Raw genomic sequence first — 19,034 nt, 5'->3', positions numbered from 1 at the left:
CCGTGCAGTAATTATTATGTATCCTGTCCGGAAATTTCAAGCCGTTGTAACTTCAAACGCCGAAGATGATATATTAGTAGCATGAAAATTTTGATACGCGGGGTAAACTGGATCGGGGACGCGGTCCTCACCACCCCTTCTATCAGGGCCATACGCCGCGCATATCCTGATGCCCGCATAAGCCTGCTCGTCAAGCCGTGGGTCTCCGAGATATATAAAGAGAATCCTGACATCAATGAGGTCATTCTCTACGATGAAGGTTATAAAGGCATCGCGGGAAAATTAAAGCTGGCTAAACGACTGCGGCAGGAAAGATTCGATATCGCGATACTTTTTCAAAATGCATTTGACGCCGCTTTAATTACCTGGCTTGCGGGAATACCTAAACGGATAGGCTACAAAAGGGACGGCCGCGGGTTCCTTCTGACAAAGGCCATACCCGTAACAATAGACATCCTCTCACAGCATCAGGTCTACTACTATCTGAACATTCTTAAAGCCATCGGCATTGAAACAAAAGAGACACATCCTTACATTTATCTCTCCGATGAAGAAAGACAATGGGCGAGAGATGTGTTTTTTAATCCCCAATCCCCAACCCCCAATCCCCGGCTTTTAATCGGCATTAATCCCGGCGCAACTTACGGCTCTGCAAAAAGGTGGATGCCTGAAAGATTCGCGGAGGTGATACGCAGGACCATTGATGAAGTAAACGGAAGGGTCATAATATTCGGCAGTAAATCAGAGGTTGAGATTGCGGATGAGATTGTTTCATCTGTAGGGGCGATTCGCAAATCGTCCTTACTCAACATGGCGGGAAAAACCACCTTGCGGCAGCTCGCCTCATTAATCTCAGAATGTGATGCATTCATAACCAATGACTCAGGCCCCATGCACATGGCCGCCGCTCTTTTTGTTCCGGTTGTCGCAATATTCGGGTCAACTAACAAAATGACAACCGGCCCTTTCGGGGAGGGACACAGGATTATTGTAAAAGACCTTTCTTGCTCACCTTGCATGGAAAGAGAATGTCCTGAAGGACATCTGAAGTGCATGGCGGAGATTTCCGCAGATGACGTATTCGCCTCATTAAAAGAAGTCCTCCCGATGCGCAGCGCCGTCTTTCTTGACCGCGATGGAACAATCATTGAAGACAAGAATTATTTAAACAGCTTTGATGAGGTGGTAATTTCCCCTGATGCGAAAGAGAGTTTGCAGAAATTGAAAGACTCCGGCTTTAAACTGATCGGCGTAACCAATCAGTCGGGGATTGTTAGGGGAATTGTAGATGAAAAATTTGTGATTGAATTAAGCGCCTTCCTGCAAAAGGAGCTTGGGATAGATAATTTCTACTACTGCCCTCATCATCCTGATCAGCATTGCCCCTGCAGGAAACCTGAGCCGATGATGCCCCTTATGGCAAGGCTCAGGCACGGGACAACTCTAAGGTCTTCCTATGTGATCGGGGACAAGGAGTTGGACGTGCAGTTAGCCTGGAAAATCGGGGCCAGGGGAATTTTATTATCACCTTCACAGCCTGAAAGCACCTGCGCCGCATACGTTGCAAAAGACCTGACCCGCGCTGTCCAATGGATATTGGACAATGAAAAAGAGTAACCCCGAAATTATTAAAGTCTATTGCCTGCAAATCCGATAAAAGAAGCAGGAGATTTTTTATGCAGAAGATTCCTCTTTCCCTCGCCGCGCCCGCAATGGTACTGGCAAGAGATGTCAGAAAGATTGATGACGACCCTTCAAGCCCGCCGGTATGCGGCAAGGGGATCGCCCTGACCGAAGCATTGATTGCCCGCTTGGACAGGATGGGCATTCAGGCCGTGTTTGTTGAGGGACACCCAATTAAGATCGAAGGCGAAAATACTACCGGTGATATGTTGAAAGCGCTGGAGATACGTTTCAGCAAGGTCGCGGGCGATCCGTTAATGGATAAATTAAAAGAACTCTACAGGCAGCATATCATTGAATCCATGGGAGAAGAGGATGCAGGATAGAAGGACCGAGATAGGCCGCATCATAAAGGACACCCGATCACTTCCGACCCTCCCCGGCATTATTACAAAACTGACAGCGCTTGCGGAGGACGGCAAGGTATCGGTCAATGAAATGGCAAGGGTTGTCTCATCCGACCAGGTGCTCTCCGCGAAGGTCTTAAAGCTCGTCAACTCTCCCTTTTACGGTTTCTCGGGCCGCATCTCGACCGTTTCCAAGGCGCTGATTCTGCTTGGGGTAAACGTCGTGAAAAGCCTTGCGATCAGCAGTTCCATCTTTGAAATGATGGAAAAGAATATTTTAGGGCTCTGGGAGCATTCCCTGGGGACCGCTGTTGCCGCCAATATTATCGCGAGAAGACTGAATCTCCCTGAATGGGAAGAGATTTCCACTGCAGCTCTTTTGCACGACATCGGAAAGGTGATCATAAAAATAAGGCTCGAAAAGGAGTACGATGACCTCCTGTCCCTGATCAAGGAAAAAGAACTCTCAATGATAGAGGCCGAACGGCAACTGCTTGAGATCGACCACGCGGAGATCGGGCAGTGGCTTGCAAGGACCTGGAACATGCCTGAAAAGCTCATAGAGCCGATCGCGTTTCACCATAATGTTGAAAAATCATCCGCGCAGCAGGTGAAGACCGCGGTCGTGCATATCGCCGATGTCCTCGTCAAGGCCAGCGGCTTCGGTTACAGCGGGGACGGCTTCGTACCGCGCATCCAGCCGGTCGCGTGGGAGAGGCTCGGTTTAAATGAAGAGATTTTGAAAGATATCATAGAGGATTTTGAAGACCAGTTGATCGAAGCGAAAAATTTCAGTTTGGAGATCCAGGCCAAGAGTGAGCCCCAGGCGTAAGGTAGCATTGGTCTCAAAGAACCACGAGCTGTGCGCTCAAATCAGGCCCCGGCTGCTGAACAGGGACTTTCACGTCACTACTTTTTCAAACATCTATACGGAGCTGGGCTTTATCTACTCAGACCCCCCTGATGTCATGATCGTTGACCTGTCAATGCCTGATCTGGAGCCCCTGAAATTTGTCACTGAATTAAGGAAAGACAATTATTTCAGTACGATCCCTGTTATAGGATTGGTCGGCGAGAACACGAGTGAATCATTCAACTGGGAGAATTATCCACTCGATGATTTTATCACCCTTCCTGTTAAATACCCGGAGCTTTTCAGCCGCATCTCACTTGCGGCGCACAGGATACAGAGAATATTTGACAATAACCCGCTCACAAAACTTCCCGGCAACACATCCATCCACCAGGAGATAGAAAAAGCGCTGGGCAAACCGATGGCGGTCTGCTACGCGGACATAAACAACTTCAAGCCGTTCAATGATACTTACGGGTTCAGCCGGGGCGATGAGGTAATAAGGATGGTTGCAAGGATAATGTCAAACGCGGTCAGGGAAAGCGGAGGGTTCGCGGGCCATATCGGGGGTGATGATTTTGTATTTATAGTGCCATTTGACCATGCCGAGGGGATCTGCAAAACGATCATAGCCAACTTCAACATCATTATCTCCGACCTTTTCGGATGCGAGGAAAAAGAAAAAAGCTATTATATCGCCAAAGACAGAAAGGGCCATGAACAGAAGTTCCCCTTATTGGGAATAGCTATCGGCGTGGTCCAGGCTGATTCACCGAAAATCCGGCATCACGGGAAGGTTGCGGAAGTGGCAGCCGAACTGAAAAAGCTTGCCAAGAGATCCAACGAAAGCCGCTACGTCATAGACCGCAGGAAGACCTGATTTTCTCAGGCAGCACGGAGATGCAATTCTCGAAAAAGCCGAAGTGGAGACGTGTAACAAAGTGATATTTTACGGCAGACCAGGTTCATTCGTTACGATCTTTAGTATCCTGTTGTAATCTTCCGTTGTATCAACATCAATAATTACACCTTCATCAGTTACCGGGACAAGGATGACTCTGTCGGAATGCTTTCTGATAATATCTCTCAGTGTGCCGTCGGGGAAAATATCTTCCAGCAGATTTTTCGGCAAGAGCACGGGGTGGCCTTTCTTTGTTTCATATTGCGGGATCAGGATCTTGTCCGGTCCCTCTTCGTGATGGGCGACAAGGGTTTTTATCGTCTCGACCGAAACAAGCGGCTGGTCCGCAAGGCTTATCAGTACGCCGGTAGATGAATTCAGTACCGACTTCAGGCCGGTCCTCACGGATCCAGCCATATCGCTTTCTGGAACATTATTGAACACGATATACACCGGGAGTCCCTTCACCGCCATGACCGTGCGCATATCCCCGCTGCCAAGCACTACGACGATATCTTTTATTCCTGATGATATCAGGGCGTCGAGACAGTGCCTTATCATCGGCTTATCTTTAAGTGGAAGGAGTTGTTTCGATTGGCCCATCCTCTTTGATGAGCCTGCTGCAAGACAGATCGCTGAGACCTGATAGGGCATTTTCCCTCCTGTGCTGAATGATCTGCGCCATAATGCTTATAGCTATCTCCTCAGGCGTCACAGAACCGATGGAGAGTCCAACGGGAGTAATGATCCTGCTCACTGCTTCTTCCGAATGTCCTTCATCCCGGAGTGTTTTGAAAAGCAGTGCCTTTTTACGCCTGCTGCCAAGCAGCCCTACATAACATGCCTCTGTTTTTAGCGCGGCCCTCAATGCATCGAGGTCGTGATTGTGTCCCCTTGTAGCGATCACAATGTATGTATTTTTATCATTATCGAGTTTGGCGAATATGCTACCGAATTCATGAACGACAATATCATGCGCATGGGGGACGTTTTTCCTGTTTGCGTGTTCTTCCCTGTCATCACTGACCGTTACATGAAAACCTGAAAACCTTGCCACTGCCGAAAGCGCCTTCCCCACATGTCCCGCGCCAAGTATCACGAGACGCGGCTCGCGTATGACCGGTTCAATAAAGACAAGGACCTTCCCCCCGCAGACAAGGCCCCCGTGTTTTTCAGTGAGCTCAAACGGGATGGTCTGCGGAGCGCCGTTTTTCAGCGCCATCAATGAAGCCTGCACTACTTCCGCTTCGATGCATCCGCCTCCAAGGGTCCCCATAATGGAGCCGTCGTCCCGAACGAGCATCTTGGCCCCTTCCCTCTGAGGCGATGAGCCGATGCACTGCACTATAGTCGCAACAACGCACGCCCTTCCCTCATTTTTCAACCTGATTATCTCTTCATAAATTTCCATATCCAAATACTCCTGATTTGTATTTATGAGCAGGCATGGTTAAAAAATATATTGTGCGATACCTTAGCCGGTCATAGATGGCTGCACTGAATCCCTTCTAAAGAAGATTCCCGGCAAGCGGGAATGACATCTTCAGGCAGGCAATTTCAAAAAATTATCGCGTTCAAGATGTTTTTTAACCATGCCTGCTCATAATCAGTATTCTATGCCTTCACATCCTCTGCCCGTATCGGCAGACGATGAATGCGTTTACCGGTAATTGTAAAAAGCGCATTCGACACCGCTGCGGCAATGGGCGGCACCCCGGGTTCTCCAACGCCACCGGATTTCTCCTGACTCGGCATGATGTGGACCTCCACAACCGGCATATTTCTCATGCGCATGAGTTTGTAATTGTTAAAATTGCCCTGTATCACGCGTCCTTTCTTAAACGTGATCTCGCTGAATAGCGCTGCTGAAAGTCCGAAGACGATGCCCGATTCCATCTGCGCCTCGATGGTGTCGGGGTTTACGATCTTTCCGCAATCAACAGCGCACACTACTTTATGCACTTTCACCTCGCCGTCTTTGCCCACCGAGACCTCCGCAACCTGCGCGACATAACTTCCGAAAGATTTATGCACGGCAATGCCGCGCCCTTGTCCAGCGGGCAGCGGACTTCCCCAGCCGGCCTTCTCCGCGACAAGCTCAAGGAGCGCCTTGCGCCTTGGGTCTTTTGAAATCAGACTCCTGCGGAATTCATAAGGATCTTTGCCTGCCGCAAAGGCAAGCTCATCGATAAAGGTCTCAACGACAAATCCCGTATGTGAATGGCCGACAGACCGCCACCACTGAACTGTAATTGGATACGCCGGTGAATGGAGATCAACGAGGATATTCGGAATGTCATAAGGGATGTCTTTTGCTCCTTCAACAGACGTTTCGTCTATGCCTTCTTTAACAAGCATCTTTTCAAAGGCTGTTCCCGTGATGATGGACTGCCCTGCGATCGTGTGCTTCCAGGCGGTCGCTTTTCCATTTTCATCAAGGCCCGCGGAGATCCGGTCATACCACATCGGGCGGTAGTAGCCTCCTCTTATGTCATCTTCACGCGTCCACATTACCTTGACGGACTTCTTCACTGCCTTTGCCACCTCTGCCGCCTCGGACACAAAATCCGAATGAGGATTTGCGCGGCGTCCGAAACCGCCTCCCAGAAAAGTTGTGTGGAGGTTTACCTTCTCAGGCTTCAATCCAAGAATAGCCGCGGCTGAATTTCTGTCATTTGTCTGAAACTGGGTGCCCGTCCAGATATCGCAACTGTCGCCATGCAGATCAATTGCCGCGTTCAAAGGCTCCATAGTGGCGTGCGCCAGATAGGGGACTTCATATTCCGCGCTTATCTTCTTCACTGCCTTTTCAAGCGCCTCATCCGGTGAGCCCTCTTTTCTTGCGACTGCACCGGGTGTCTTTACGAGCCCGGCGTATTGCTTTCTCTGTTTCATAGTGTCGAAATCAGCAAGCTGCCCCTCGTCCCATTTGATCTCAAGAGCGTCGCGTCCCTGTTTGGCGGCCCAGAAGTTTTCCGCGACCACCGCAACCCCTGAAGGAATCTGCACAACTGATTTAACGCCTGAAACCGCTTTGGCTTTCCTGTCATTGAAACTTTTTACCTTGCCGCCAAAGACAGGGCAGCGCACAACAACAGCAGTGAGCATGTCAGGGACTTTCACGTCTATTCCGAAGACCGCCTTTCCCGTTACCTTCTCAGGCGTGTCAAGACGCTTTACCGGTTTGCCGATGAGCTTATATTCCGCCGGGTTTTTCAACTTGACTTCCTGAGGCACGCTCATCTGTGAAGCCTTTTCCGCAAGCTTGCCGAAAGACAACTGCCTGTTTGATCCGGGATGAATGACAAGACCGTTCTCCGCCTTGCAGGTAAACGGGTCAACATTCCACATCTCCGCTGCCGCCTGTATCAGCATCATCCGCGCTGCAGCGCCCGCCTTGTGAAGCTGGTCCCATGTTGTCCCGACACTGGTGCTGCCGCCTGTGCCCTGAATACCCCAGACTGTATGATTGTATGCGGGATCAACCGGCGCGGGCTCAATGCGGACCTTTGTCCAGTCAGCCTCAAGCTCCTCCGCCACCATCATGGGCAATGAAGTATAAACACCCTGCCCCATCTCCGACTTGTTGACGATTATGGTCACAATATCATCCGTGCCGATCCTGATGAATGCATTGGGTGCAAAGAGCTTTGCACCCTCACCCGAGGCTTCCTCATGACGGGGAAATACTCCGAGCACAAATCCACTTCCTATTAATGCGCCTGTTTTCAAAAAGTCCCTCCTGCTTATGTTGATGATCACGCTCATGACTTGCCTCCTTCCGCCATCATCTTTGATGCGCGATGGATGGAGCGGCGGATCCTTTGATAAGTACCGCAGCGGCATAGATTCCCTGTCATTGCATTATCAATATCATTGTCAGTGGGTTCAGGGTTTTCTTTCAGCAATGCGACAGCCGACATTATCTGTCCGGGCTGGCAGTATCCGCACTGCGGCACCTCGTCCTCAACCCACGCCTTTATCACTGGATGCTCTTCGGGTATACCTTCAATGGTGGTGATCTTCTTGCCCGCCGCGTCCTTCACCCGCGTCTGGCATGACCTTCTTGCCTTGCCGTCGATATGGACCGTACATGCGCCGCACTGCGCCATGCCGCAGCCGAACTTTGTGCCGTGCAGCTCAAGATGCTCCCGGATCACCCACAACAGGGGCGTATCGGGGCTTACGTCAATGTTATATATTTTCCCGTTGACATCAAGAGAAATCATGAGGACCTCCAATTGCAGTAATAAAAAAACCCGTTAACGGCTTTTATCCTGTCAAAATTATCTCACAGAATAACCGGGTCTGCAACCGGAAAAGAACGGAAGTGCAAAAGAACAGAAGAGCAAAAGAGCGGAAGAGGAGCAAGTCAGCGCATCGCTCAAATGTAATCATACCATGCTTTTCCAGTGAAGGATTAGTCGCGGGGGTCCTATTTTTCCTCTTCCAAAAATCATATGTCTTAGATTAGAATAACCACTGAAAGTTTTCAGTGAGACGATACAATAAAAAAAATGATTGAAAAAAATTTCAAAAAAGTGCAGATTATTATGCATAGAAATAAAAAACTATAACCCTAATATAGGAGGAGGTAAGGATGGCAGCAAAAAAGAAAGCCGTAAAAAAACCTGCAGCAAAGAAACCCGCCAAGAAAAAACCTGCAGCAAAGAAGACCGTTAAGAAGAAGAGAGCGCCGAACCCTGCATTCATGAAACCCATGAAGATCAGCGACGCCCTTGCGGCAGTTGTCGGAAGCAAGCCTATACCAAGGACCGAGGTCACCAAGAAACTCTGGGCGTACATCAAGAAGAACAAACTCCAGGATTCTGTCAACAGGAGAAACATCAATGCTGATGATAATCTGAAGGCAGTATTTGGCGGGAAAAAGACAGTCACGATGTTCGAGATGACCAAGCTGGTCAACAAGCACCTCAGTTAATAAAAGCGGTTTAGTTTTTTCTATAAACAAACAGGCGCAGGCATCAGTCTGCGCCTGTTTTGCTTTCTGCTCTGTTTACAATCCTTCCGCCGTTTTATTAAACTCATTTTATGAGACCCGCGTTCATAACAATTATCCTGTTGTCCTTATCAAATGTTTTTATGACCTTTGCGTGGTACGGTCATTTGAAGCACCTGAATACGAAGCCCTGGTATTTTGCGGCGCTGTTAAGCTGGCTTGTGGCATTATTTGAATACCTGCTGCAGGTGCCGGCAAACAGGATAGGATATACAAGCATGAGTCTTCCTCAATTAAAGATCATGCAGGAGATAATCACGATCTGCATCTTCATCCCCTTCGCGTTGTTCTACATGAAACAACCGTGGAAGACCGACTACTTCTACGCCTTTCTCTGCATTTTAGGCGCGGTGTATTTTACGTTTAAGAGCTAAAAAACAGTAACGCGTAACAAGTGACGGGTAAAGACTTTTTCTTCCCGTTACTCGTTACGCGTCACCCGTTACTATTTTCCTGTTTATTCCTTAAATAAATTTTCGCCGTTTGCTTCTTCCTCGTCCTGTTCGGCGAAACGCGCTACGCTGACGACCTTGTCGTCTTCTGCGAGGTCTATGAGCCTTACTCCCTGGGTGGCCCTTCCGATGGTGGAGATATTTGATGCCTTTATGCGGATCAGTTTACCGCTGCTTGCAATGATGATTATCTCATCATCGCTTGTCACCTGAAGCACCCCGACGACCTTGCCGTTCTTGGGTGTTACCTTTATCGTGAATATGCCTTTACCGCCCCTGCTCTGCAAGCGGTATTCTTCAGCCTTGGTCCTTTTTCCGTAACCTTTTTCCGTGACCGTCAGAAGCGTTGTATCGTCATCAAGGATATCAACAGAGACAACCTCATCATCCTGTTTTAATCTCATTCCCCTGACACCGTGAGCGACCCTGCCCATCTCCCTTACGTTGTCTTCGTTAAATCTTATTGACAGGCCATTCCTGGTGCTGAGATTAATATCTTTTTTACCGTCTGTCATCCGCACGCCAATGAGCTCATCATCCTCATCAAGTTTAATTGCGTTTATGCCTTTTGTCCGGGGATTGCTGTATGCGGCAAGGGATGTTTTTTTGACAACTCCCTTTTTGGTTGCCATGAAAAGGGAAGACCCTTCCGTGAATTCCTTTATTGCAAAGACAGCGGATATTTTTTCATATTGCGATAACTGTAAAAGATTTACAATTGCCTTTCCCTTGGCGGCCCTACCCATCTCAGGGATCTGATAAACCTTAAGCCAGTAAAGCCGTCCGAAGTTTGTGAAGAAGAGCACATGGTCGTGCGTTGACGCGGTAAAGAGGCGTTCCACAAAATCCTCTTCCCTCGTCTCCATGCCCATCGACCCCTTTCCGCCCCTCCTCTGGCTCCTGTACTGCGTGAGGGGGTTCCGCTTGATATAGCCGTTATGAGAAATGGTGACCACCATCTCCTCTTCCTGAATGAGGTCTTCAAGGGTTATCTCCTCTGCCTCCTCCGCGATTACAGTGCGCCTCTTGTCCGCGTATTTTTTCTTTATCTCAAGGAGGTCGTCTTTGATGATATTGTCTACAAGCGTGGGGCTTGCGAGGATCGCCTTAAGGCGTTCGATCTCCCTGATCGTATCGAGATAATCCTGGATTATTTTGTCCCTTTCAAGGCCGGTAAGTCTTTGCAGCCTCATATCGAGGATGGCCTGTGCCTGGATCTTTGACAGGGGAAATTTGCTCATCAAACCCTCAAGCGCCTCATCGGGCGTCTTTGATTTGCGGATCAAGGAAATGATCGCGTCAAGATTATCTAGCGCGATCTTGAGTCCTTCAAGGATATGGGCCTTCTCTTCGGCCTTGCGCAGTTCAAACTTCGTCCTCCTGACAATGACATCACGCCGGTGCTGGAGGAAATAAGAAAGCATCTGGGCGAGGTTCAGGACCTTTGGCTGGCCGTTGACGATCGAGAGCATGATGATGCCGAAGGTGGTCTCCATCGGGGTGTGTTTATAAAGCTGGTTCAGCACCACCTGCGCGATCTCGCCGCGCTTGACCTCCATGACGACCCTTATGCCTTCCCTGTCGGATTCATCACGGAGATCAGAGAGCCCTTCGATCTTCTTTTCACGCACAAGCTCGGCAATCTTTTCAATGAGCCTTGCCTTGTTGACCTGATAAGGCAGCTCTGAAATAATGATGCTCTCCCTGTCCCCCTTTTGGGGTTCAATTTCCACTTTGGCCCGTATCTTTAAATGTCCCCGGCCCGTATGGTAAGCGTCAATGATCCCCTTTCTCCCGTGAATAGTGCTGCCTGTCGGAAAGTCGGGGCCTTTAATCTTTTTCATTAGTTCTTTAACAGTGACCTCGGGGTTTTCTATCATCATCACAAGCCCGTCAATGATCTCTCCGAGGTTATGGGGAGGGATGTTTGTAGCCATGCCGACAGCTATGCCCGCTGACCCGTTGATAATAAGATTCGGGACCTTTGAAGGGAGGACAATAGGCTCTTCCGTGGTCTCGTCAAAATTCGGCGTAAAATCCACTGTCTCTTTATCGATATCAACGAGCAGCTCTTCGGCAAGTTTCGTAAGGCGTGATTCCGTATAACGGTACGCCGCGGCAGGGTCGCCGTCAATGGAGCCGAAATTCCCCTGGCCGTCCACGAGCGGATAACGCATATTAAAATCCTGGGCAAGGCGCACGAGCGCGTCATAAACCGCGGAATCGCCGTGCGGGTGGTATTTCTTCAGGACCTCGCCGACGACGCCGGCGCATTTGGAATATTTTTTTGTCGGTAAAAGCCCTTCCCTCAACATCGCATACATTATCCTGCGCTGAACGGGCTTCAGGCCGTCCCTGACGTCAGGAAGCGCCCTGCCCACGATCACGCTCATCGCGTAATCAAGGTAGGAAGTCTTCATCTCTTCTTCAATATTTATTGTAAGTCTTGCCATGTAGTCTCCTTCTTAAAACAGGTGAAAATATAAGACAGAATTCATAAGTGAATTATTAAAAACGTGACCCGAAATTATAACATTTTCAATGAGTATATTGTGAGAGAATTTGCAGTAACCCTATGCTCTTTGCTCCATGCCCCTGGCTTTTTTAATTAGTCTTTAAAGACATGCCCCAACAGCAAGTCAAAGACATCCCGTGCTTTTACGGTTTGTGAATTGAGAAGCTTTGGTTCGGTGGTCATAAAGACAGGCCCCTCGTCATCATTGCCGGTCACCCTGCCGTGAGAGCCTTTGACAAGGCCTGCGTCAAGAGGTATCACGTCCATGAGATAGCGGAAGCCGAGGGCCTTTTTCGCGAGCGTCAAGCCGATCTTTAATTTCGGAAATTTAATTGCGGGATCAATAAAAAGCTCACACGGGTCATATCCGGGCTTTGAATGGATGTTTACGGTCCTTGCGTAATCAGGCGCCTTTGCATCATCGTCCCAGTAATAATAGGTGAACCAACTGTCGCTTTTTGAGATGAGGACCAATTCGCCCGACCTCTCGTGATCGAGCCCGAATGCTCTTTTGCCTTCCTCATCCAGTACGCGCTCGACCCCTCGTGAATTTTCAAACAACTCTTTCACGGTTGGGACGTCAGATTTGTTTTGAATATAAACATGTGCTATTTGATGGTCTGAGACTGCAAAGGCGCGGCAGGCGCCGAAGTCAATATATTCACGGCCCAGGTCAACCTTGAGGGAAAGATAGCCTGCGTTCCTCAATACCCTGTTCGGGTGGATCGCGTTCTTCACAGGTGTTATTCCATATTCGGAAAGAACAACAACCCTGCATCCTCTATCTCGAAAGAAGTTGATGAGCCTTCCGCAGAGGGCATCGATCCCGGCAAGGTCTTTTTTAATATCTCCGTCAGGGCCAACTTTCTGAAGGATGTAATCGAGATGAGGCAGATAAACAAGATTGAGCGTTGGCTTATACATATCTTCAATTGCCATCGCGGCCTTTCCGATCCATTCGCTCGCCACAATAGAGGTTGCCGGGCCCCAGAATTGGAAGAGCGGGAATTGTCCGAACTCCCTGTTGAATTTGTCGCGCAGCTCAGGAGGAATGGAATAGCAGTCAGGGAGTTTTAATCCATCAGCGCAATACAACGGCCGCGGCGTCACTGCCCAGTCCGCGTCAGTCACCATGTTGTACCACCAGAAATTATTCGCGCAGGTAAAAGTAGGGTCGCGCCTCTTTGCGACATGCCATATCTTCTCTGACTGCACAAGCCTGTTGGACTGACGCCAGAACAATACCTCAGAGAGGTCGCGGAAGTACCAGCCGTTCCCGACAATGCCGTGCTCTGAGGGAAGCTTGCCTGTTAAATATGTCGATTGAACGGAGCAGGTGACAGCAGGGGTAATTGTTTTTATGTTCGCGCTGTTTGAAAGCAGAGAGCGCAAATTCGGTGTATGCCCGCCGATAAGCGAGCGGGTCAGCCCGACAACATTAATGACAACGGTGCGTTTCATAATAATATCCACAGATTTCGCAGTTTACACAGATTAAATTTTAATACTAACTCATAAATTAGGCGTCATGCCCGAGGTTCTTAATCGGGCATCCAGTTCTTTAATTGTCTGGATTCCCGCTCAAAAGACCGCGGGAATGACATTTATAATTATCCATAAAAAAGATCTGCGTCAATCTGTGTAAATCTGTGGCTACTCATCTATCTGTGCTTTCACCCAGAGTATCTCCCGGATTATTGATTGAGTAACTGTCTCCGTCTGCAATTCAGCGGGAAGGACATTCCATGTGTATGTTTCAACCTCAAGCAGGTTGTTCTTATTTAGAAGAGAAATAACCTCCTCCGTAAAATCTCTTGTCGTGCCATATGAGTCAGCCTTGTCAAGAAAGACAGGCACGTGAAAATGAATTCTCCACTCATCTTCCGCATTTTCCTGATAATCGTGTAACGCGTCCGAAAGGTCATTGTAGCGTACCAGCGTACCATCCCGTTTCTGAATCACTGTTTGATGAAGATAGCACGGCTCCGCAAACTTGTCCAGCGTTTCTCTATGCGGTTTTATTAATCGCAGAGCTGACGACACCTGGACCTTGCCGATCCTTATGCCTGAATCATCGATCCGGGAAAGAGATCTTGAAGCTTCTTCAAATTCGACTGCGTGGTGACAGCAGTCAAGACAGACCCCGATATTTCCTTTCAATTGACCGGGAAAATTCATCTGCCCGAAAAAACTGACCACGTCTTCCGTTGTCTCCAGCACACATCCCGGCTCCGGTTCAAGAGACAGGATGATCTCTTTACCGCTTCTCTGTTTCAGTCTGTCGAGGTGTTCAAGAACGGCTATCAAATTTCGCCTGATGAGATTGCAGTCCTCGTCCGCCACATGCTTTTTAAATCCGACAGGCACCGTTGAGATCGAGCCTGCCTTGCCTGCGGGCATCCAGGCATCCAATAAACCCGCGAGCCTTTTCGTATACCCGACGCGTTTTCTGTCCCGCCAGTCAGGGAGATAGACTTTTTCTTTTATGATTGAGGAATGAAATGAACCGTAGGGGAATCCGTTTATCGTTGCAACGTAGCAATCCTGCTGCTGACACCATTCAAGAAAAGATGCTGATGCGTTTTCGTCTATTTCAGTTGATGCAAGATTTGAAAGACGCAGGCCTATGGGAAATGGCCTGTCAGGCGACACAGCTTTTTTTACTTCAAGAACATGTGTGCGCAGGCTTAATAACGTCTCATCCCAGCTTTCGCCCGGATGAATGTTTGTGCAGTAGGTGATCATCCAGCCTTGAACTTCGGGCACTGGCTGAGGAAGGCTTTCGGGTTTTCGTAGAATACTTTCTGGATTAATGTTTCAGGATGTCCGCGCCTGCGCATTTCATTTGCGCATTTCACGGTGGCAAGAGGGTCGCTGACGCTCCAGTCGGCTGATGAGTTGATGCAGATATTATCGGAGCCGTAAGCCTCCACCGCGTCCACGGCCCTTTCGGGACTGCCTTTTGAGTTCGGGTAAAGGGTAAGGCCGAACCAGAAGCCCTTCTCCTTTATTTCCCCGATAGTGTGCTCTTCCGCATGATCGATCAGCACCCGTGAAGGTTTGATCCTCTTTTCATTTAGTATCATGTCCATGATGATGCGCGTGCCCTTGAGCTTGTCTTCAAGATGAGGAGTGTGAATAAGGACCAGCTCGTTTCTTTTAGCGGCTATTTCCAACTGCCTTTCAAGTACATTGATTTCGTTGCGGCTGTTTTTGTTGAGCCCGATCTCTCCAAGACCCAGCACAGTAGGCCTGTCAAGGTATTCAGGAATAATGCGCAATACTTCCTCGGCCAGTTTCTGGTTCTCAGCTTCTTTGGAATTTAAACCAATCCAGCAGTAATGCTTTATATTGAATCTTGCGGCCCTCGCCGGTTCTGTAACTGTGAGGTGGTGGAAATAATCATGAAAGCCGTCAACGCCCCTCCTGTCAAATCCCGCCCAGAATGCGGGCTCTGTTATTGTATGTATCCCGTTGATCGCAAGCGCCAGGTAATCGTCGGTGGTCCTTGAGACCATGTGGATGTGTGGGTCAATTACCTTCACTGAAGGTCCCCTCCCAGGCGCCGAATGCCTTCAGCCCGGCTGCGCTCTCTATGGGTTCCGCGGTCAGATCGCTGAAGAGCAGCTGGACATTTATAGTGCGGTCTTTCTCCGTGCCGATGATGAGCTTCAATGCCTTTATGAAAGACTTGTAGCGGAAATCGTCTTTTGCTGCGGCGGAGTCTTTGTACCTGTCAAGGCGGTCGAGGAATGAAGCGATCTCAAGAAGTCTTGCGCGGTTGTCAAGGAAGTATAGTTCTAATGCCTGTTTCGCCGGCATCGGGGAATTTTCCATAGTCATTTTTACTCTCCTTTTCCCTGCTTCTTTCAGCAAGGATATTAACACATTTTTTCAGCAGAACGGTATCTATCTCGTGGACCTCGATCCTGCCTCCGATGCCTTTCAGCATAGGGATGGTAAGCTCACCGCCGAGATGCTCCTGGAATTCTTTGAGGGCGCTGTTTATGTCTATCCAGCTGAGGGACCAGTGATAAAGGTCAAAGCCTATATCTTCCAGGGCTGAAAATATTTTGTGCAGCTCAATCTCGCTGATGAGCCCGGTGTGGTGAGAGTAAAGAGAATCAAGGGCAATGCCTATCGCCACTGCCTCGCCGTGCTGTATCTTGCCTCCGGTCAGCTCTTCGATCTTGTGGGCGGACCAGTGGCCGAAATCAAGGGGGCGGGACGAGCCGTATTCAAACGGGTCGCCGCTCATTCCGATATGTTCAATATGAAGCTCCGCGCACCTGATGATCATTTTTTCCATGACATCAGGTGCAAAGACGGCAAGTTTCTGCCGTTCATTATAGAGAAGGTCAAAGAAGGCCCTGTCCTTGATGAGGGCCACTTTTACAGCTTCAGAAATACCCGACCTCAATTCCCTTTCAGGAAGGGTGGCCAGAAAATCAAAGTCGTTGATAATTGCAAACGGCGGCGCAAAGGTGCCGAGAAAGTTTTTTCTGCAGAAGGCGTTAATGCCGTTCTTCACGCCCACGCCTGCGTCATTCTGTGCAAGCGTTGTGGTCGGCATCCTGATAAGACGGATGCCTCTGTGGGCGGTTGCGGCGGAGTATCCGGCAGCATCAAGTACGGCCCCGCCTCCGATTACAAGCACGAAAGAATGCCTGCACAGGTGGTGCTTATCTATCAAACCGTGCAACTTGTCAACTTCTGTAGAATCTTTTTTGCAGGCCTCTCCTCCCCTGATGATAAAAGGGGATGCAACAAATTCCATGAAGCTGTCGTTGTGTTTTGAATACTTTTCGAGCTTCTCTATCAGACCGGGCATCGCCTCAGATACATTAGAGTCAATGACGATCAGTATCCTGTTCTTCTTTTCCCCGGGGCCCTTAAGGACATCACACAACGCGGTATTGTTAATATTGAAAACATCACGGGTGAAAATAACTGGGAACCGGTAATTGACTGTGAATTGCTGCTCGATCTTTCTCATAGTTTATTAAAAACCGTAATCCGTGACGCGTGATGCGTAATCAGCAAGAAATTCATCACGCATTACGGATTACGCATTACGATATCCCTACATTCCTCTCCACACCATCTCTAATGCCAGAATAGAATATGAAGTCACCAGTACAGGGTCTTTCTCCATCCAGCGTCCGCTCTTTTCGTTGACCCAGAAACCCTCGCTCTTTTGCAGGTCGAGGAGACGTTTTGCAAGCGCCTCACGCCAGTTGACTGTTTTACCGTCCGCTGATTTCAACGTATCAACACCGTACAGGGTCAGCCCTTTTGCCATGGTGTGATAATAATAATAGAGGCCGTCCTGCCCGTCATTGCCCGCCCCTGGATTGGCGTCAAGGGAATAATTTTTTGAAAGCCATTCGTATACCGCCTTGATGCGGGGGTCATTCTTGTCCATTTGAGCGTAGATGTAACTCAGCAGCCCGGCATAGCTCATGCTCCCGTATGCCTTGGGAACAATCTTGCCGTCAGGAAGGGTCATGTCGCCGGCCCTGCTGTTTCCGGGGAAGTATGCAAATCCGCCTTTGTTGTAAGAGTCGTCGCTTGCCCATTTCTCATCGTTATAGCCTGGCAGATGCTGGGTCCGTGTTATAAATTTTTTTGCCGCTTCCCAGTTGAGGTCCGGGTCCTTTTCACCCTTCAGATAACGGCTGTAGTACAGTGCCTCCAGCGCGAGGACTGTGTTGGAAAGGTCGGGGTTTTTATCGGTGCGTCCATAACCGATGCCGCCGTCATAATGTGAATCACCCATCTCCGGACCGCCTTCGTTATGCTGGCTCTGTATCAGAAAGCTGCGCGCGTTTTTAATAACTCCTTCAAGCTCAGGACGGTTGGCTACTACAAGCGCAGTAGTGCATACAGCGGTATTGTAATTCTTGTAAGTTTCCGAAATAAATATTGAGCCGTCCGGCTTCGCTGCCTGTTTGAGATAATCGTATCCTTTGTTAATCGGCTCTGCGTATTTCTTCTTATAATACCCCGAAGGGTCTCCCTGAAAAGACATCAACACTAAACCGCTCAATGCGGGGAATTCCTGCTGGGACCAGAAGCCCTCCGGCTTTTGCTGGGCTGCAAGCCATGTGAGCCCCTTTCCAATGGCGCTTTCAACCTCATTTTTTAAAGAAACATCCGTCTTTGATGAACTAACCACGTTATCTGCATTTGAGATCATCGGAAGCAAAATCAAAGATGCTGCAAGCAAGAAAGTTTTAACAACCTTACTCATCCATCCTCCTTTATTCAATACACAATTATTTTTTAGTTTTTGCTTTTATAGTAATGGTAACCGGGGTACCAACCGGCGGGACCACGCCTTCTTTTACGAACCAGACTTCATCGCTTTCTCCGCCGGGGGAGGCATTGTCCACGAGGGCAGCCGGGTCGTGAAAGAGGGCAATCAGAGACCCGCTGACCTGGGCAAGGAACTGCCCGTTATAAACAACAGAACCGGTATAGACCCATTCCAGGTTTGCCGGGTTTTTTTGTTCATCCTTGTTCTTTATAGTAATCCAGTCCTCGCTTTTTGCCTGGACCATCTTATTTTCCTTGTTGTTGTAAGTTATGTTTATTACCACAGGCTCGCCTTTGGGAATTTCTGCAGAACCCTGCTCTTTCAGTGGGTGTTCTGTGCCCTCAAAGTCAAGGAGCAAAAATGCTATTTGCATGTCATAAGGCTGCACCTTTGTCCGGAACAGGCTTTCATGCACCTTGCCTCCCGTATTAACAAGAAGATATTCCAGAAGCCCTTTGTCCATATTTATCTGGGCCGGGAAAGAAATAAGATGCATTTTTTTGTTTATCTGTATTTCCCCGATGCGATATACCCCAGGCGCCAACTTTTCAACAACCTGTGCCGGAGGCGCTTTCTGAACAGGCGGTTTGCCAACAGGTACAGCCGGGACCGGAGGCTGGACAGGAGGCTTCTCTAAAGGGACATTTTGTGCCGGCGGTTTTTCCTGAGGCGTTTCCTGTGCGAGCGCATAACCGAAAACGATTACATTGATAAATGCGACTGACAGGAGAAAGAACAATCTCTTGCTATTTTTCATACTCGTTTCCCTCTTTCCTGCTATCAGTGATAGCATTTTTTATTTTACTGTTTAATTATATTGATTTCTTAACCTGTTTGCAATTCAAGAAAACCTTATTAAGATGAAAGAGAGATGATCGTCAGACTTTCCCCTGTGTTAGCAAAAAAATTAATTTTATACATTCAGAAGAGGTAGCGAATTGAAA

The 19,034-nt window shown here is 48.7% G+C and carries 17 protein-coding genes and 1 pseudogene; 6 read left to right on the top strand and 12 right to left on the bottom strand.

The window, feature by feature from the left end:
* The first annotated feature begins 81 nt into the window (after window positions 1-81).
* The 4 genes and pseudogenes from waaF to HZB61_05805 all read left to right on the top strand — a co-directional run bounded on the left by waaF (window position 82) and on the right by HZB61_05805 (window position 3,763).
* Window positions 82-1,617 (top strand): lipopolysaccharide heptosyltransferase II, encoded by a 1,536-nt coding sequence (gene waaF, locus HZB61_05820; GenBank protein ID MBI5056113.1) that lies wholly within the window; start codon window positions 82-84, stop codon window positions 1,615-1,617.
* Window positions 1,618-1,676: 59 nt separating this feature from the next.
* Window positions 1,677-2,009 (top strand): hypothetical protein, encoded by a 333-nt coding sequence (locus HZB61_05815; GenBank protein MBI5056112.1) that lies wholly within the window; start codon window positions 1,677-1,679, stop codon window positions 2,007-2,009.
* Window positions 1,999-2,862 carry an HDOD domain-containing protein gene (locus HZB61_05810; GenBank protein MBI5056111.1) on the top strand — a complete coding sequence of 288 codons (864 nt, stop codon included), beginning with the start codon at window positions 1,999-2,001 and terminating at the stop codon, window positions 2,860-2,862. The genes HZB61_05815 and HZB61_05810 overlap by 11 nt, the downstream gene beginning before the upstream one ends.
* A gap of 103 nt (window positions 2,863-2,965) precedes the next feature.
* A pseudogene (locus HZB61_05805) lies at window positions 2,966-3,763 on the top strand (diguanylate cyclase).
* A gap of 69 nt (window positions 3,764-3,832) precedes the next feature.
* Here the strand turns inward: HZB61_05805 and HZB61_05800 are convergent.
* From HZB61_05800 to HZB61_05785, 4 genes are all read right to left on the bottom strand, one after another.
* The gene (locus tag HZB61_05800) at window positions 3,833-4,387 is read right to left on the bottom strand and encodes a nucleotidyltransferase family protein (GenBank protein MBI5056110.1); all 555 of its coding nucleotides are present in this window, start codon (window positions 4,385-4,387) and stop codon (window positions 3,833-3,835) included.
* On the bottom strand, window positions 4,356-5,195 hold the full coding sequence (locus HZB61_05795) for an XdhC family protein (GenBank protein MBI5056109.1): 840 nt from the start codon (window positions 5,193-5,195) through the stop codon (window positions 4,356-4,358). The genes HZB61_05800 and HZB61_05795 overlap by 32 nt, the downstream gene beginning before the upstream one ends.
* A gap of 203 nt (window positions 5,196-5,398) precedes the next feature.
* On the bottom strand, window positions 5,399-7,552 hold the full coding sequence (locus tag HZB61_05790; protein MBI5056108.1) for a xanthine dehydrogenase family protein molybdopterin-binding subunit: 2,154 nt from the start codon (window positions 7,550-7,552) through the stop codon (window positions 5,399-5,401).
* Window positions 7,549-8,013: a (2Fe-2S)-binding protein gene (locus HZB61_05785; GenBank protein MBI5056107.1), complete on the bottom strand. Its 465-nt coding sequence runs from the start codon at window positions 8,011-8,013 to the stop codon at window positions 7,549-7,551. The genes HZB61_05790 and HZB61_05785 overlap by 4 nt, the downstream gene beginning before the upstream one ends.
* Window positions 8,014-8,384: 371 nt before the next feature.
* On the opposite strand from HZB61_05785, the gene HZB61_05780 reads away from it, so the two are divergent.
* Together HZB61_05780 and HZB61_05775 are read left to right on the top strand one after the other, a co-directional pair.
* Window positions 8,385-8,726 carry an SWIB/MDM2 domain-containing protein gene (locus tag HZB61_05780; protein MBI5056106.1) on the top strand — a complete coding sequence of 114 codons (342 nt, stop codon included), beginning with the start codon at window positions 8,385-8,387 and terminating at the stop codon, window positions 8,724-8,726.
* 110 nt (window positions 8,727-8,836) lie between these two features.
* Window positions 8,837-9,178 carry a DMT family protein gene (locus tag HZB61_05775; protein ID MBI5056105.1) on the top strand — a complete coding sequence of 114 codons (342 nt, stop codon included), beginning with the start codon at window positions 8,837-8,839 and terminating at the stop codon, window positions 9,176-9,178.
* Window positions 9,179-9,261: 83 nt separating this feature from the next.
* Here the strand turns inward: HZB61_05775 and gyrA are convergent, their stop codons facing one another.
* The 8 genes from gyrA to HZB61_05735 form a co-directional block, all read right to left on the bottom strand.
* Window positions 9,262-11,709, bottom strand: a complete 2,448-nt coding sequence (gene gyrA, locus HZB61_05770; protein MBI5056104.1) for a DNA gyrase subunit A — start codon at window positions 11,707-11,709, stop codon at window positions 9,262-9,264.
* Between the two features lie 155 nt (window positions 11,710-11,864).
* Window positions 11,865-13,232, bottom strand: coding sequence for an alkaline phosphatase family protein (locus tag HZB61_05765; GenBank protein ID MBI5056103.1), 1,368 nt, complete (start codon window positions 13,230-13,232; stop codon window positions 11,865-11,867).
* 192 nt (window positions 13,233-13,424) lie between these two features.
* A complete protein-coding gene (gene eboE / locus HZB61_05760; GenBank protein ID MBI5056102.1) occupies window positions 13,425-14,516 on the bottom strand; it encodes a metabolite traffic protein EboE in 1,092 nt (363 codons plus the stop codon).
* A complete protein-coding gene (locus HZB61_05755; protein ID MBI5056101.1) occupies window positions 14,513-15,316 on the bottom strand; it encodes a TatD family hydrolase in 804 nt (267 codons plus the stop codon). The genes eboE and HZB61_05755 overlap by 4 nt, the downstream gene beginning before the upstream one ends.
* Entirely contained in the window at window positions 15,303-15,593 is a 291-nt protein-coding gene (locus HZB61_05750) for a hypothetical protein (GenBank protein ID MBI5056100.1), read from the bottom strand. Before HZB61_05750 ends, HZB61_05755 begins: the two co-directional genes overlap by 14 nt.
* A complete protein-coding gene (locus tag HZB61_05745; protein ID MBI5056099.1) occupies window positions 15,556-16,767 on the bottom strand; it encodes a 3-dehydroquinate synthase in 1,212 nt (403 codons plus the stop codon). Before HZB61_05745 ends, HZB61_05750 begins: the two co-directional genes overlap by 38 nt.
* 87 nt (window positions 16,768-16,854) lie before the next feature.
* A complete protein-coding gene (locus tag HZB61_05740; protein ID MBI5056098.1) occupies window positions 16,855-18,024 on the bottom strand; it encodes a terpene cyclase/mutase family protein in 1,170 nt (389 codons plus the stop codon).
* A 25-nt stretch (window positions 18,025-18,049) separates the two neighbouring features.
* A complete protein-coding gene (locus HZB61_05735) occupies window positions 18,050-18,847 on the bottom strand; it encodes a hypothetical protein (protein MBI5056097.1) in 798 nt (265 codons plus the stop codon).
* Window positions 18,848-19,034: the final 187 nt, after the last annotated feature.

Source organism: Nitrospirota bacterium, assembly GCA_016214845.1.
Classification (GTDB): Bacteria; Nitrospirota; Thermodesulfovibrionia; order UBA6902; family UBA6902; genus SURF-23.
The sequence above is the reverse complement of the archived record's forward strand: the minus strand, read 5'-3'. Positions and strand labels throughout refer to the sequence as shown.

Coding starts and splice junctions, on each gene's coding strand:
- HZB61_05795 (MBI5056109.1), bottom strand. CDS start 5,195: ATGGAAATTTATGAAGAGATAATCAGGTTGAAAAATGAGGGAAGGGCG.
- gyrA (MBI5056104.1), bottom strand. CDS start 11,709: ATGGCAAGACTTACAATAAATATTGAAGAAGAGATGAAGACTTCCTAC.
- waaF (MBI5056113.1), top strand. CDS start 82: ATGAAAATTTTGATACGCGGGGTAAACTGGATCGGGGACGCGGTCCTC.
- HZB61_05800 (MBI5056110.1), bottom strand. CDS start 4,387: ATGGGCCAATCGAAACAACTCCTTCCACTTAAAGATAAGCCGATGATA.
- HZB61_05775 (MBI5056105.1), top strand. CDS start 8,837: ATGAGACCCGCGTTCATAACAATTATCCTGTTGTCCTTATCAAATGTT.
- HZB61_05765 (MBI5056103.1), bottom strand. CDS start 13,232: ATGAAACGCACCGTTGTCATTAATGTTGTCGGGCTGACCCGCTCGCTT.
- HZB61_05735 (MBI5056097.1), bottom strand. CDS start 18,847: ATGAAAAATAGCAAGAGATTGTTCTTTCTCCTGTCAGTCGCATTTATC.
- HZB61_05780 (MBI5056106.1), top strand. CDS start 8,385: ATGGCAGCAAAAAAGAAAGCCGTAAAAAAACCTGCAGCAAAGAAACCC.
- HZB61_05740 (MBI5056098.1), bottom strand. CDS start 18,024: ATGAGTAAGGTTGTTAAAACTTTCTTGCTTGCAGCATCTTTGATTTTG.
- HZB61_05810 (MBI5056111.1), top strand. CDS start 1,999: ATGCAGGATAGAAGGACCGAGATAGGCCGCATCATAAAGGACACCCGA.
- HZB61_05790 (MBI5056108.1), bottom strand. CDS start 7,552: ATGAGCGTGATCATCAACATAAGCAGGAGGGACTTTTTGAAAACAGGC.
- HZB61_05815 (MBI5056112.1), top strand. CDS start 1,677: ATGCAGAAGATTCCTCTTTCCCTCGCCGCGCCCGCAATGGTACTGGCA.
- HZB61_05750 (MBI5056100.1), bottom strand. CDS start 15,593: ATGCCGGCGAAACAGGCATTAGAACTATACTTCCTTGACAACCGCGCA.
- eboE (MBI5056102.1), bottom strand. CDS start 14,516: ATGATCACCTACTGCACAAACATTCATCCGGGCGAAAGCTGGGATGAG.
- HZB61_05785 (MBI5056107.1), bottom strand. CDS start 8,013: ATGATTTCTCTTGATGTCAACGGGAAAATATATAACATTGACGTAAGC.
- HZB61_05745 (MBI5056099.1), bottom strand. CDS start 16,767: ATGAGAAAGATCGAGCAGCAATTCACAGTCAATTACCGGTTCCCAGTT.